The 14,380-nt window shown below is 48.3% G+C and carries 12 protein-coding genes; 4 read left to right on the top strand and 8 right to left on the bottom strand.

What is annotated here, in order from left to right; translation table 11 throughout:
• Positions 1–28: 28 nt before the first annotated feature.
• The 7 genes from AC6R1A_RS04660 to AC6R1A_RS04630 all read right to left on the bottom strand — a co-directional run bounded on the left by AC6R1A_RS04660 (position 29) and on the right by AC6R1A_RS04630 (position 8,598).
• The gene (locus AC6R1A_RS04660; protein ID WP_500631892.1) at positions 29–880 is read right to left on the bottom strand and encodes a universal stress protein; all 852 of its coding nucleotides are present in this window, start codon (positions 878–880) and stop codon (positions 29–31) included.
• A gap of 5 nt (positions 881–885) precedes the next feature.
• Positions 886–2,868: a tripartite tricarboxylate transporter permease gene (locus AC6R1A_RS04655; protein WP_500625791.1), complete on the bottom strand. Its 1,983-nt coding sequence runs from the start codon at positions 2,866–2,868 to the stop codon at positions 886–888.
• Between the two features lie 103 nt (positions 2,869–2,971).
• Complete coding sequence (locus tag AC6R1A_RS04650) at positions 2,972–4,090, bottom strand: Bug family tripartite tricarboxylate transporter substrate binding protein (protein ID WP_500631891.1); 1,119 nt, start codon at positions 4,088–4,090, stop codon at positions 2,972–2,974.
• 182 nt (positions 4,091–4,272) lie between these two features.
• Positions 4,273–5,343: a 4-oxalomesaconate tautomerase gene (locus AC6R1A_RS04645; RefSeq protein WP_500631890.1), complete on the bottom strand. Its 1,071-nt coding sequence runs from the start codon at positions 5,341–5,343 to the stop codon at positions 4,273–4,275.
• Positions 5,344–5,444: 101 nt separating this feature from the next.
• A complete protein-coding gene (locus AC6R1A_RS04640) occupies positions 5,445–6,494 on the bottom strand; it encodes an ABC transporter substrate-binding protein (protein ID WP_500634167.1) in 1,050 nt (349 codons plus the stop codon).
• On the bottom strand, positions 6,491–7,936 hold the full coding sequence (locus tag AC6R1A_RS04635; protein ID WP_500634168.1) for a sensor histidine kinase: 1,446 nt from the start codon (positions 7,934–7,936) through the stop codon (positions 6,491–6,493). The genes AC6R1A_RS04640 and AC6R1A_RS04635 overlap by 4 nt, the downstream gene beginning before the upstream one ends.
• The gene (locus tag AC6R1A_RS04630; protein WP_500625786.1) at positions 7,933–8,598 is read right to left on the bottom strand and encodes a response regulator transcription factor; all 666 of its coding nucleotides are present in this window, start codon (positions 8,596–8,598) and stop codon (positions 7,933–7,935) included. The genes AC6R1A_RS04635 and AC6R1A_RS04630 overlap by 4 nt, the downstream gene beginning before the upstream one ends.
• Before the next feature lie 551 nt (positions 8,599–9,149).
• Here AC6R1A_RS04630 and AC6R1A_RS04625 point away from each other — a divergent pair.
• The 4 genes from AC6R1A_RS04625 (at position 9,150) to AC6R1A_RS04610 (ending at position 13,527) form a co-directional block, all read left to right on the top strand.
• The gene (locus AC6R1A_RS04625) at positions 9,150–9,656 is read left to right on the top strand and encodes a sigma-70 family RNA polymerase sigma factor (protein ID WP_334551485.1); all 507 of its coding nucleotides are present in this window, start codon (positions 9,150–9,152) and stop codon (positions 9,654–9,656) included.
• Positions 9,649–10,380: a DUF3379 domain-containing protein gene (locus tag AC6R1A_RS04620; protein ID WP_500638760.1), complete on the top strand. Its 732-nt coding sequence runs from the start codon at positions 9,649–9,651 to the stop codon at positions 10,378–10,380. Before AC6R1A_RS04625 ends, AC6R1A_RS04620 begins: the two co-directional genes overlap by 8 nt.
• Positions 10,381–10,644: 264 nt before the next feature.
• Positions 10,645–11,949, top strand: a complete 1,305-nt coding sequence (locus AC6R1A_RS04615) for an outer membrane protein transport protein (protein WP_500633237.1) — start codon at positions 10,645–10,647, stop codon at positions 11,947–11,949.
• 297 nt (positions 11,950–12,246) lie between these two features.
• A complete protein-coding gene (locus AC6R1A_RS04610) occupies positions 12,247–13,527 on the top strand; it encodes an outer membrane protein transport protein (RefSeq protein WP_500633238.1) in 1,281 nt (426 codons plus the stop codon).
• An 82-nt stretch (positions 13,528–13,609) separates the two neighbouring features.
• Here AC6R1A_RS04610 and AC6R1A_RS04605 read toward each other — a convergent pair whose 3' ends face one another.
• The gene (locus tag AC6R1A_RS04605; protein ID WP_500633239.1) at positions 13,610–14,368 is read right to left on the bottom strand and encodes an MlaA family lipoprotein; all 759 of its coding nucleotides are present in this window, start codon (positions 14,366–14,368) and stop codon (positions 13,610–13,612) included.
• Positions 14,369–14,380: the final 12 nt, after the last annotated feature.

Raw genomic sequence — 14,380 nt, 5'->3', positions numbered from 1 at the left:
TCATTGAACAATGCGGTGAATCGCGTAGTTAACTCATCATCCACAAAGGGATCGTGGCACTTGAGAGCAATTGGTTAGTTACGCCCCCAAACACCTTCTGATGAAGCTTCTGGTGTGCAAACGCGCCGGCAACGACGACATCCGCTTTGATTTCACTGGCCACCTCAAGCAACTGCGAGGCTGTGTTTCTTCTCGCTCGGGTAAACGTCAAACATTCCGCATCCACTCCGTGTCGTGCAAGGTAGGTAGCGAGATCGATTTGCGTCGGCTTTTTCGCTAATGAGCGCTCACTGGTCGCAACCACGACATTATCGACAAGTTTGAGCAGCGGTAATGCAGAACTTACTGCGTTTGCTGCTGCTTCATCGCCATTCCACGCAATCATTACCGTCTTAGGTGCAAAATGCGTCTGCGTCCTCGGCATCACTAGAACCGGTTTGCCGCCATGCTCTATCGCCGCTTCAAAGCTGACGCTTGTGCGCCCTGTTAGTGATTTAGGAATAATGATGATGTCCGATACTTTACCGCGCTCCGCCACCACCTCACCACGATAGCCAAAAATATCATGCCAAGTGGCACTGGTTTGGTTGAGACTCGACTCGCCCTCCACCACGTTAAGTGATTGACATAGCTCAGAAAATCGCAACTTAGCTTGCGACATATCATTACTGACGTAGTCGCGAACAATTTTACCTATCTGGTCATAGAATTTGCGTGACACGAGCCGCTGCTCGTGGGGCATCAGTTGCTCAGACCCCACTTGTGCGTGCAATACATCCAAGTGTGCCAGAAAAAACTTGGCCACATGTAAGCCTCCCTCGAGGCGGGTATCTCCATCCTCTTGCGAGGCAAAAGGCATGATGATCGATTTAATAGACATCTAGGTTATCCTCCGAATGGCCAAGGTAGATCCACGGCGTCCTGCAATAGGCCAATGGGCAAATCCAACAACATAAGATGGGTCAAACCAAGTAGAAAACCGCATGCCAATGTCGTCGTTGCGAAAGATCGCCATAAGCTCAGACCGGCTTTATTCATCAAGAATAAACAGAAGAACACACTAATTGAGATGACATAGCCGACTAAAAAGCACCCGAGCACCAAACCCGCCAACCAGTAGAGGTAGTGCATCATCGATGACGTGTTGTCATCAAACGCGTAGCCTTGCTCATATTCGTTATCAAAGTAAATCGGTGATGATGAGGTGTGCGTCAGTAACTGCACAATCACCACAGCGGAAAGCAACCACATACCACTCGCCACGACAATCGGGAAAATGCCCCCTAGGAAACTCTGCTGATATCCATCATAGATACCGTAAGCGAAAGCCAAGTTCACCACGACCGCAAATGCTAATTGAGGGGTACGTGGAGCAGGAGTGGAGGACGCTTCGTTGGTCGATTGCTCGCGCTTTTTCATATTTTGTCGGATCATAAAAACGAGTGAAAGTAATGTGAGCGCACCAATGATCATTACGCCGGGACGAAGTAAGAACGCTGCACCATCAAATTGAACCGCTTGATATAAATAGGTTTCCATTCCGGCAGAAAGAACAAAGCCGATAAGAAACGCAGGGCGAGGCCAATCAAATCGTTTCATAAGCACGCCCAATACACCGACTGCTAACAGTGTCACCAAGTCCCCTAAATCGCGGGTAGCTTGAAACGCTGCAAAACAGATCACCATAACCATAAAAGGAGCGAGTAAGGCATAGCGAATGGTGGTCAACTTAGCAACCCATGGCGAAATCAGCATACAAGCACCTGCACCAAACACGTTGGCAAGTGCTAATGACCAAACAATCGTGTAAGTAATGTCTAAATCAGTGCTGACCATCGCTGGTCCAGGCTCCAAACCGACCAATACCATGCCACCTAAAAACACCGCCATGCCACCAGATCCAGGAATACCAAACAGCAGAGTGGGCACTAAACCACCGCCCTCTTTCGCGTTGTTTGATGACTCAGGTGCAATGATGCCACGCACATCCCCCTGGCCAAAATCAGGCTTGTCCTTCGTGGTTTGCACTGCGTGTCCGTAGGCTATCCAATCGACCACACTTCCCCCCAAACCTGGCAAAGCACCGATGATGCAGCCAATGACACTGCATCGTAGAGCAAGCCACTTGTTTTCGAAGAAATCTTTTACCCCCGATAGCCATCCGGAACCAAGTTTGCTGGCACTGGCTATTGGCTTGTTTTGGCGAAGGAGATCGATGATCTCTGGCAAAGCGAAAATTCCCAAGCCCACGACAACAAGTGGAATGCCGTCCATCAAATAGAAATTATCGAACACCATTCTATATTCGCCGGTGGCTGGCGCACTGCCGACACTACCCAGCATCACACCCAACCCACAGGCCGATAAGCCTTTGACTAAACTTCTTCCTGCTAGAGAGCCCACCATGGTCAGACCAAGTAACGTCAGCATAAATAGCTCACCAGAGCCAAATGCTAAAATCACCGGACGAGCCACCAGCACAAAGCCAGTCAGAACCACAGCACCGAACAAACCACCAAACAAAGATGAGGTGAACGCCGCAGATAACGCTCGCGCAGCTTGCCCTTTCTTTGCCATAGGAAAACCATCCAGTACGGTCGCTTGTGAGCCACTCGAACCGGGAATTCCCATCAATACAGAGGTGAAGGTATCAGAGGTAGGGATAACGGCAACCAAACCAATCAACATCGCGAGTGCTGAAACCGGATCCATGCCATACAGAAACGGCAGCAACAATGAAAGACCCGCAATCCCCCCTAAACCTGGGAATATACCGATCGCTAAGCCCAGCATCACGCCCCCTAACATGTAGGTAATGTGCTGGACGGTAAGTATGGTCTCTAGGGCCAAAAACAATTCACTAAACATCGTAGAACCTTTGAACGCCAACGTCGTCAGACGGAGAATAGAGGGACAACTAAATTGAGGAATGAGAGAGAAGAGCAGCGCTCAGAGCGCTGCTCATTGAGAGTTACAGTTTGGTGTTGTACTTATCAGCAAGCCATTGAGCGACCCACTCTCTGCTGCTCTCATCGAGTGACAGAATCGCTTCTACCGCTTTGTCTGCCTCCTCGCCCGTTAGCTGTTGATAGTTACCCAGTACGTCTTTAGCTCGAGCTTGGAACTCTTCGTCTGCAACGAAGGTTTTTGCTGCATCACGCCAGGCTTGTTTGACCGCTTCTGGCGTTGAATCAGGAAGGAAAAACATTTTCTGAGCCACGAAACCTGCGACAAAGAAAGAACGCCAAACTTTGAAACCTTGGGCATTCATGTCCCCATTGGCTTTCTGATAGACCTCAGCGAAGTGTGGAATATCGGGGAAGTTAGGATCGCGCTGAAGTTGACCGTTGTCATCCAACACACCCAAACTAAAGATTGGGATCGCTTTGCCTTCCTCTACCAGCGGGGTTACCTTCTTCAAATAGGCAGAACTGGTCTGAGAATCTAAATTGACTTCGCCACGTTCAAAAGCGAGGCGACCAGCACCACGACCTTTCATACCAAAGACAGCTTTGACATCAGCACCCAATAGATCAAGCGCTAACAAAGGCACCAAATCAATCGTTGTCGCACCTTGACTGGCATACTGAAACTCTACTGAGCCTAGGTTGGCAACAAAATCATCCGCATTGTTGATACCAGTACTCGGAGATACGTAAATCACACCGCCGGTAGGCGACGCCATCACGACATCCCAATCGTTGTAATCGTATTTGACACGGCGGTCACCGAGTAGATAAGTAAACTGAGTCGATGCGGAGCTCGCGAGGACATCCAAACCGTTGTCTTTGGCTCTGCGGGCAAATTGGTTAGCCCCTTTAGTTGAACCGCCACCAGGCACATTTTTGACCACGACAACAGGCTCACCAGGCAGCGTTTGGCTAAAGTAAGGAGCAAAAAATCGTGCCCAAGTATCCGTACCACCTCCCTCTTTATATGGGACGGTAATTTGAGCACGCTCGCCATCAAAGGAGACATCCTCTGCCAGTACCGACGGGCTCAGAGAGGCGACCCCTAGGGCAACCATTGCGGAAAACAGTGCCGTAGTACGGCGAATAAACTGGGGGTAAGTGGGTTTGCTCATTGGCATGAATGCCTCCTCAAATCCTTTGATTGCTTCTCGTTAATCTTGTTATCTATCGCCCAATATTGCGATGCGTTAACACTAATCACTCAACCTGTCATCAAACTGACAAGGACAACCTCATTAACAAAAATGTTACATAGATCGACTTTACGACGAGAGTGCGAAGCCGTTTGCTAGCAGACACATTAGTGGCTAACAAACACCTCGCCCTTGAACAAAGGCCGAGACGTTCTGACTAACGCCGCTTGAGCGATGATCGGCTCTCCTTCACCTTCTAAAATACTCATTTGCACATCAATTTTTCCGCTTGGGTGCTCAACCACTACACGCTCATCTTTGCTCGGCGCTGCCAGCGAGTGAGTGACCGTACCGGGAATCAAACAGGCAGACGCAACACAAATAGCGCCGGTCACCGCATGACTGGCATGGCAATTGTGGGGGACTAAATAGCGAGAGGTAATGGTTCCACCGGATTGAGGTGCGGACACAATGGACACTTTAGGGATCACGCTCGAGCGAACATCACCTAGCCCCATCAGCTCACCCGCCTCAATGCGAATCGCTTCGATGCGTGCCAGTAGATCATGATTCGCATCAATTTCGGCTTTGCTCTCTGTACCCATAATGCCCAGCGCTGATGCGGGTATATGCACCATAGGAACAGCGGCATCAATGCAGGTTACATCGACATCAAGAATGCGTTGTTGACGTTGACCCGTTGGGAACAGCGCCCCTGTTTTTGCTCCGCCCACGTCAAGGAAGTTCAACAAGACTGGTGAGCCCGTGCCAGGGACGCCATCAACCGTGACATCCCCGTCGAACTTTAAGCGTCGATTCGGCGTTTCGGCTGTGACTTCTATGATGGTGTTGGTATTGACGTTCTTGACTCGGACCGTCGTCGTACCGTCTTGAAGTGAGATAAGATTCTTTTCGGTTGCAAACGCAATGATTCCAGACAAGATGTTGCCGCAGGAGGGTTTGGTATCCACGATCTTCTCCTCCACGCCAACTTGAGCAAACAGATAGTCAAGATCGACTCCTAGCGAGTCAGACAACGAGACGATCGCCACCTTACTGGTCAACGTGGTGCCCCCACCAATACCATTGATTTGCTGGACATCACCTGATCCCATGATGCGTATCAGCAACGCATCACGTTCATCTGGGTCACTGGGGAGATCTTGTGAAAGAAAATACGCGCCCTTCGAGGTGCCACCCCGAATAAGCATGCAGGGAATTAGATGAGAGTGTGTCATTCCTTCGCTCCTTAGCAATCACACCACTTCCTGCTTGAAATGGCTGCGTAAGGCTACGAAACGAACCTGTCACCGAACTGACACACGCATGCGTGGACAACTCAATCGTAATTTTTGAGAGCGCTCTCCCACTCTGTCGTCACCACCTCCCGTTTACTCTGATCTGAGAACACCATGAGTCGCACGTCCAGAGGAATTGGGTTCAGTTGATCTGCATAGTGTTGACGTAAATATGCGGCGGATTTTTCACTAGTAATATCTGTGCGAATCGGCGGCATATTGGTTTGTTCAGCCATGACCCATTGGCCAGACAAAGACAAGATGTAATCAATGAAGGCTTTTGCGGTATCGGGCTGTTGAGTGGTTTTATTGATAAAGGCGCTGCGAATGATTACGGGTGTGTAGTCTGTCAGCGACACGATCACGATGTTGTCATCCAACTCTTGCCAGCTTCTAGCGTATGATCCGAGCACGTTGTAAGCCATAAGAAGCTCACCCTCACTGGCCGCTTTAAGCATCGAACGGGTGCTACCAAAAGTGCGTGCCTGGGCGGAATTAAACAGCTCAAGAAACTGACCGTAATTTCTTGCCTGCTGCCTTTCAAAAGACCAAAGTAAATAACCGATCCCCACTCGGCGGATATCAAACAGGCCGATTTTCCCGACTAACTCACTGCTGTATTGACGGATAAAGCTCAATAATTCAACGCGGTTCATTGGGGGCACCTTACCGTCAATGAAGGCTTTATTAAACACTAAAACTGCAGGCTCAAAGCTAAAACCAAACAACTCATCACGCCATTGACTCCACTCCGGCAATACACTCTGCGAAGTACCGTAGCTCGACATCGCGACCTGATGAGGCAATGCGTAGCCATCATTCACTAGCCGCAGTTGCAAATCCATCACGGAACTGATGGTGATATCGGGCTGTGGCTGAATGTTATCGCGAACATACCGGTCTAGATCATTACTGCTCATCCAGCGGTAATCGATCTTAACCTCTGGGTGACGCATTTTAAAATCATCCAGCATCGGCTTCATTTCTGACTGATATGCCGCGCCATAGATCCGCAGTGGCAACGAAGCCTCATCAGCCGCACTGAAACCAAACCATAGGAGCGCAACCGCTAACCACCCGATACGCTTCATTCGCTTACCTCTTGCCACGCTGTATAAGGAAACTGTATTTCTACCGTCAGCCCCGTTGGGACACTGTCTTTTAGCAACAATACGGCTTGCATCTTCTTCGCTACGTCAGCCGCAATACTCATCCCCAGACCGGTACCGGCTTCGTCGGTCCCCGCGATACGATAAAAACGATCAAACACCAAAGGCTTATCAGCATCGCTAATACCGGGGCCGAAATCACGTATCACCACGACGGCTTTGCTACCCATATGGCTGACTTCCACTTCCACTCGACTGGATGCTGGCGAGTATTTAATGGCATTTTCAACGAGGTTCGTCAGCATTTGCTCAAGTGCAAAGGCATCCCCGCGTACAGAAAAGGCCGTGTCCGCTTCATAACTTAGCTCTATCTCCTTTGCCAACGCATTCATCGCCAACGAACGACACACAGCTGCCGTTAACTGATTCATGTTCACCCACTGGGGCTCAACACTTCGATATCGGTGCTTAATGGTTGCGTGATTAAGCAGTTGATCAATGGTCCGTTCGAGCACATCGCACGCCTTGAGCACGTTCGCTAACGATCGTGCGGTCGCCTCATTGTGATCTCGACTCAGAATCAAACCGACTTGCGCGCGCATGCCGGCAAGCGGGGTTTTCAACTGATGCGCCGCTTCTCCAGTAAAGTTTTTCAGGTTTGTCAGCGTGTCATCCAACTGAGACATAAAGGTGTTAACGGTCTCAATCAAGTGGGACACTTCCTCAGGTGCATCCATATCGATGGGTGTGAGATCCACATTGGAGCGACTGGCGATTTTCTGGTTAATCACGTTTAAAGGTTTAAGTACCATAGCAATCAGTACGAGAATCACCACAAGGGCACAACTGACCACACCGACCAATAGCTTGAATGCCACATCTGATAGCTCTTTTTCCCAATGGGTCCTGGCTTGAACCGTCTGACCCACCAATACCGAGACCACTTGCGCCCCCTCACTGGTGTTCACGGAGCGGCTGACCAAGGCAAAGCGTACATACTCATCAAACATGGTGTGGTAGAAAAAATGGGGTTTGATCTCTAACTGTACGGGATATTGCTGAATGTGTGATTGAATTGTTGTATCGCTGAGCAAGGAAGCATAGCCCGTGATAAATTCATCGTGATTGATGACAACAGCATAAAATACTTTGTCCCTGGGAGAATCTGATAAACCGGCAAACGCAGAGAAAGGCAGGTCAACGCTGACTTGCAGGTGCTCAAACCTTACCTGCTCTAAAATTTGTAACGCTGAGTTGGCGAGCGGGCGATCGAACGCAATTTGCGCTGTCTGATACGCATAGCGCTTGACAGCGAGCATAGAGAGCAAGCCAATAAACAGCAGCAACATCGTCGCATAAACAACAAGCTGAAAACGTAAAGAACGAGTAGAAAATCCCTGAAAAACGGGCAATGAGGCGATCATCCTGCTTTGGCCATCACATACCCAAGGCCACGTAGTGTTTTGATCTCCACCTCACTCTCGGACAACGCTTTTCTGAGACGCCCTACGTATGTCTCAATTGCGTTCAGATTCGGCGGATTGTCATAGCCATACAGATGGTCGATGATCTCTTCTTTACTGAGAACGCGATTCGGGTGACCGAGAAACACTTCCAACAAGCGATACTCTCGCTGTTTGAGCTCCACCGTCTTACCCTTCACCTGCACCGTGGCACTGGCTGCATCAAAACAGATGTCACCAAATTCGATAAGGTTGTGATCTTGCCCTTGACTCCTGCGCACAATAGAACGACATCGCGCCTCTAGTTCACCCAAGTCAAATGGCTTACAAAGGTAATCATCCGCACCTAAGTCAAGCAGTTGGATTCTATCGAGCACCTCGTTTCTCGCCGTCAGTATCAAAATAGGCGTATCGTAACGTTGGCGAATTTTTTTTGTGATCTCTTCTCCAGAACGATGCGGAAGATTCAAATCCAAGATGATTAAGTCGTATTGAGTGTGAGCGACCAAGGCATACGCCACTTTTCCATCGTAGGCACAATCAACTCCATGACCTAAATCAGTGAAGCGCTGCTCCAATGATTGGCTGATCAAACGATCATCTTCCACTATCAAGATTCTCATCGGTCCTCAACTTTCCTTGTAGGCAATGCAACAAATGCATCACTTTTATCCTCAGTTTATAACATCAGACAAGGTAGGGTGACAATCCAGGTTGTCGGCTTTTGCCAAACACTGTGATCATCAAACACCGCCGCCTAAACGGGAGAACAGCGTTGCTGCGCCGGGCATTTTCTCGAGGCAAAAAAAAACCACACAGAACTGTGTGGTCGGAATGTATAAAGCAATTAACTAACGCCAATTGAAAATAATCAGTTTCCTGATTAGGAGAAAGTAAAGTCAGCCTTCAAAAGGAAGTGTCATCTTGCTCAACTTGTCAGCAGATGCCGACTAGATGACAGGAGTTACTATACCTGTTGCCGCTTGCCTCTTTTTGAAGTAGATCAATTTTAATGGGATTTCTCTCTTTTTATCGCACTGTGCGCCACTTTGCTTCAATATATAAAGAGGGTTTTATCAGCCATAATGAGCACCACGGAGCATACTAGGAGGCTCGTGTGTCAATAATTTCGTTTTTTGGAAAGAAAAAGTCCGACACTCCGGTCAACTCGGATATGGACAGACAAAGAAAATATGAAGCGCTGGTTCGTGCCTATCACCGAGATCTCTACCGCTATGCGTATTGGCTCTGCAAAGACCCAACCATCGCGGAAGATTTGGTGCAGGAAACCTGCCTAAGGGCTTGGAAGTCACTGGACAGTTTGCAAGATGAAAAAGCCGCCAAGTCTTGGCTGATCACCATCTTGCGCCGTGAGAACGCGCGTCGTTTTGAGCGTAAGCAGTTTGATCTCGTGGATATCGATGATTACAGCGGCGAAGCCAAAGTGAGCGATGACCCACATCATCAAACCCAGTGGATCCAAGCGCAAATCATGAAGCTAGAAGAAGAATACCGTGAGCCCCTCTTCCTCCAAGTGGTAGGAGGGTTCAGTGGTGAAGAGATAGGCGAGATTTTGTCTTTGAACAAAAACACCGTCATGACACGGCTTTTTCGAGCGCGTAACCAACTTAAAGAGATGTTAGATTCTGATGACAGCGCAAGGGGGCAAAAAAATGGATGAGTTAGAATTCCGTCGTCGTATTATGTCCGACCCAAAACAGCGTGACTCACAAATCAACGAAGCGATCAAAGCCGACAGCAAGAATGCCAAGTTTGCCGACGATATTCTTGAGCTCGATACCCTCATTGCCAATGCCATGAAGGTCGATGTACCCGATGGGCTCGCTGACCGCATTTTGTTTAATCAATCCGCGGCAATCAAAGAAGACAATGTCGTTCGCCCGACATTCGTTAAACGTGCCATGGCAATGGCAGCTTCGGTCGCCTTTGTCGCTGGTCTGCTGGTTGGCCAAGTCAACTGGGGCAATTTAGTGGTATCACCCGCGAACGCCAATTTAGCGGACACCGCCATTCAACATGTGTTTGATGAAAAAGGCTTCGTGTTTGTGTTGGATGAACAAGTCCAATCGTCGCAAATCAACGCCAAAATGGTGCCGTTTAAAAAACACTTGATTGAGCAGTTCCCTTACCATGTCTACTATCTTAACCACTGTGGCTTTGGCGACTCCAATGCGGTGCATATGGTCTTTAAAGGGACGCAAGGCAAAGTGACGCTGTTCTTAACCGGTATCGCCAGTGACAAAGCCTTTGCCTTTGAAAAACAAGGCATGGCGGGCATTGTTGAACCGATTGGCAACAACAGCCTGATTCTGGTTGGAGACAAAGGCGAAGATGTGGCGAACATCGCGCAAACCTTGATGGATATCATCAAACCGATGAGTTAACAACCTGATAACATTTTGTGAGCAAGATCATGGCCCGAGATTCCCTCTCGGGCCATTTTTTTAGCATAAAATTAGAGCTTACACTCTAAAAACAGTCATTTTGTAGGATTTTCCTGCCAGATAACCGTCATTTCGCTAATTTTATCTGCCAACTACGCAATGGTCGGATATGTATCTCCTATAATTGCCTCTAGGATCAGCCACCACTGAGCTTTTGCTCAAATATAACGTCCGAAAGAGACGAACAAAAAGGAAAAAGCACAAATGAACAAGACGCGTCTGTTTAAAAAATCACTGTTAGCAGTGACTATCGCATCAACGGCAATGGCTTCACAGCAAGCGATGGCCGCCGGTTTCCAACTTAACGCACAATCAGCGACCGGCCTTGGTCGTGCATTCGCAGGTGATGCGGTTATTGCTGATAACGCAGCAGCAATGTCTCGCAACTCCGCAACAATGGCATTATTTGACAAGACAGAGTTATCGCTGGGCTTCGAGACCGTCACATCAATGATTGAAGTGAAAGACGCCACATATACAAGCGGCGCATACTCTCCAACAGCTGGCGCACTATCAGCCAGCTCAACATCAGCCAACTACGATGATGCTGGAGACACATCCATAGCACCAAACATCCACTTGATCGTGCCTGTAAATGATAAATTCGCTTGGGGCGTTAATGCGTATACAAACTTTGGTACTAAAACAGAGTTTGCTGACGACTATGCAGCGTCTGAATACGGTGGTTTAACTGATGTCAAAAGCTTCAATTTAGGCTTAGCGGGTTCCTATAGACTGAATGATCAGTGGAGTTTTGGTGCTGGCTTGGACCTCATTTATGGACAAGGTACATTTAAAAGAGCAGTCCCAGGCACTAACAGCGCCGCATACTTACTCAACGTAGACAAAGCTGATGGATGGGCGCTAGGCTTTAACGTTGGTACTGTTTATGAGCTTGATGAAAACAATCGATTTGGGTTTGCATACCGTTACAGCCCAGAGTTCTCTGCAGAAGATGACTACGGTCAAGAAGTAACTTTACCTCTTCCAGATATTGCGGAGTTCTCTGGTTTCCATAAGATCCAGGAAACTAAGTTCGCTGTCCACTATAGCGTGCAGTGGATTGGTTGGGGTAAATTCGACCAAATTGATTTTGAAAACCTAGATGTATCTCAGTCACAGCTCGCAGGTGTTAGCACCACTTACAACAAAGACTACAAATGGCAAGATGGTTGGCACTTCGCTTTAGGAGGTACTTATTACCTTAACTCTGATTGGACTCTTCGTGCGGGCTATATGTACGACACTAGTGCTCAAGATGAACTAACATCGATTTCAGTTCCTGATTCCGATAGACAATGGTTATCAACAGGCTTCACGTATCATATTGACTCTAGCTCCAATATTGATTTTGGTTTTACCTACCTAATGGGTAAAGAAACAGACGTAAAGGAAACTTTAGTTCTACCTAACAGCGATAGTCCAACTGGTTATGGTTATACACAAGTAACTGGCACGACGAAAGCTGACGCTATCCTACTAGGTCTACAATACAGCCGTAGCTTCTAAGCACAGCGAACACTCTATATCTTCAAAGGCCGCCCTCGCGGCCTTTTTTAATTTCGTATTCAATCACTTCACTTCCTATTCAGGCTACACGTGTAACCTGAACTATCCGATTGACCCTACAGATGTACGCTCAAATTTAGAAACACACCATTAACAAACAACATTTAAATTATATAATTTTACTATGGTTAGATTTTTATTCTAAAAACCATCAATAGCTTGTTTTTTATTTTTAAAGTGATTGCTCTAACTTTATCATCACACGACCAAAGTCAACGACAATCAGCGAACATAAAAATGAAAACCAATAAAACACTTCTTTCTCTTGCAGTGGCTGGCACTCTGATGACCAGCGCCACACACGTGTCTGCGGCTGGCTTTCAGCTCGCCGAGTACTCCGCAACAGGCCTAGGTCGAGCGTACGCTGGTGAAGCGGCGATGGCAGACAACGCCAGTGCGCAATGGCGCAACCCTGCCATGCTGACTTACCTAAAAGGGACACAGCTCTCTGTAGGTGCAGTGTATGTGGACCCGAATGTGGATGTGAGTGGCACAACCAATTTTTATGGCACCGAGATACCTGCAAACAGTAAAGACTTTGCTCACGATGCGGTTATCCCTAACTTTTACGCTTCTCACCAGTATTCTGAGCAGTTCTTTGTTGGCGCCGCATTTGGCACCAACTACGGCATGGAGACTGATCTGGGTACCGATTTCGCCGCTTCTCACTTTGGTAATGAAGCCAGTGTGATTTCGATGGAAGCCAACCTGAATGCTGCATATCAAATCAATGATGCGGTGAGCATCGGTGGTGGTCTACGTTACGTGATGGGTGAAGGAAGCTTTGGCGCAACGGCGCCAACAAATAATGCTTACGCTCTTTCACAAGGCACGACCCTCAAATATATGGAAGGCGATGACACTGCTTGGGGTTGGCAACTTGGTGCCGCTTGGCAAATCGATGAGCGTAACCGTGTGGGCTTTGCCTACAAATCGGCAGTCGATCTCAAACTTACCGGTTCAGCCAACATCTTTACTGGTACTGCAATTGCCACCAGCACAGGCTCTATTGATTTAACGTTGCCCGCCACTGCTGAACTCGCCAGCTTCCACCAGTTGACTGAAAAAGTCGCGATTCACGCCAGTGTAAACTGGACGGATTGGAGCTCATTCAAGCAACTTTACGCCGATTTAGATACCTTGCCATCGCAGACCATCAAGGTGGAAAATTGGGAAGACAACTACCGCTTTGCGCTGGGTACGACCTATCAGTGGGATCCGAAATTGGCGTTACGAGCGGGTGTCGCGTATGACATGTCAGCGGTCAGTGACAAAAACCGCACCATTACTATTCCAGAAACAGACCGTACTTGGCTGAGCGTTGGCGCCAGTTACGCGTTTACCAAGCAATTCACGCTAGATGGTGGCTTCACTTACGTGTTCGCAAAAGATGCGCCTATCACCGAATCTCGCGGCTACGATTCCGATGACACCGCGGAAGCACTGGCTGGACAGTTTGTAGGGGAAACATCAGGGCACGTGATCATCGTCGGTGTACAAGCGAACTACACCTTCTAACGCATATCCTTAAATACTTCGCCTTTATGCGACGAGGGCTTGGTCAGTGACCAAGCCCTTTTACTTTCTCAACGTCAAGTAGTCAGAAATCTTGTAGATATTCATCAAGATAAGCTTCTTCTTCCTCATTGAACGCTTCTTTTTCTATCTCGGCGTTAAAGTCTTGGCGTTGAAGATACGCATCACGCGTCAGTGCGTAAGGGTCAGGAGAGTTTTCCAACATCACTTCTTGATTCACCAACGCTGCACGGGTTTCCATCCCTTCCAGGGCCCATTTGCCTAACGCGCCCCAAAAATTCAGCAACGAAAGTGGTACGTAAGCACTGTCGACAAAATCGGCGGTCTCTCGCACTGTCCAAGGGCCATACCCCGGCACCATGACATAGGGACCATTGCCGACCCCGTAGTGACCCACCGCATCACTGAACGTTTTTTCGTTGTGGTCGGTGATACCCGCCGCAGATGCCACGTCAATCAAACCCAGCAAACCCAGCGTACTGTTGATCAGGAATCGATTAAAGTGGTCGAGCGCTTTTTCGCCATTGCCCATAACAAGGTTGTTGATCACGCTAGATGGCTCATCTAAGTTGCCTAAGAAGTTACCGATACCAGAACGAATCGGCGTCGGAACATAACCAACGTAGGCGAGCGATACGGGTCGCACAAAGTAAGGATCCAAGTAATCGTAATTAAGGGTCCACATGGTTCGGTTAAACCCTTCGATGGGGTCATACGGACCAGAGTCGTCATAAGCCGAGGAAGCATCAGGCTGGCTAGCACACCCTGACATCACTAACGCTGAGCAAAGTAACAGTCCGGTTCGAGACGTTTTATCTATCATTATTATCTCTTT

It is taken from the genome of Vibrio sp. R10-SG3-ISO3, assembly GCF_059834225.1.
Note: the sequence above shows the minus strand (reverse complement) of the source record. Positions and strands in the feature narration are given on the sequence as shown.

Bases quoted from the DNA above. Each gene is read 5' to 3' on its own strand.
- AC6R1A_RS04660 (WP_500631892.1), bottom strand. From the start codon at position 880: ATGTCTATTAAATCGATCATCATGCCTTTTGCCTCGCAAGAGGATGGA.
- AC6R1A_RS04655 (WP_500625791.1), bottom strand. From the start codon at position 2,868: ATGTTTAGTGAATTGTTTTTGGCCCTAGAGACCATACTTACCGTCCAG.
- AC6R1A_RS04650 (WP_500631891.1), bottom strand. From the start codon at position 4,090: ATGCCAATGAGCAAACCCACTTACCCCCAGTTTATTCGCCGTACTACG.
- AC6R1A_RS04645 (WP_500631890.1), bottom strand. From the start codon at position 5,343: ATGACACACTCTCATCTAATTCCCTGCATGCTTATTCGGGGTGGCACC.
- AC6R1A_RS04640 (WP_500634167.1), bottom strand. From the start codon at position 6,494: ATGAAGCGTATCGGGTGGTTAGCGGTTGCGCTCCTATGGTTTGGTTTC.
- AC6R1A_RS04635 (WP_500634168.1), bottom strand. From the start codon at position 7,936: ATGATCGCCTCATTGCCCGTTTTTCAGGGATTTTCTACTCGTTCTTTA.
- AC6R1A_RS04630 (WP_500625786.1), bottom strand. From the start codon at position 8,598: ATGAGAATCTTGATAGTGGAAGATGATCGTTTGATCAGCCAATCATTG.
- AC6R1A_RS04625 (WP_334551485.1), top strand. From the start codon at position 9,150: ATGGACAGACAAAGAAAATATGAAGCGCTGGTTCGTGCCTATCACCGA.
- AC6R1A_RS04620 (WP_500638760.1), top strand. From the start codon at position 9,649: ATGGATGAGTTAGAATTCCGTCGTCGTATTATGTCCGACCCAAAACAG.
- AC6R1A_RS04615 (WP_500633237.1), top strand. From the start codon at position 10,645: ATGAACAAGACGCGTCTGTTTAAAAAATCACTGTTAGCAGTGACTATC.
- AC6R1A_RS04610 (WP_500633238.1), top strand. From the start codon at position 12,247: ATGAAAACCAATAAAACACTTCTTTCTCTTGCAGTGGCTGGCACTCTG.
- AC6R1A_RS04605 (WP_500633239.1), bottom strand. From the start codon at position 14,368: ATGATAGATAAAACGTCTCGAACCGGACTGTTACTTTGCTCAGCGTTA.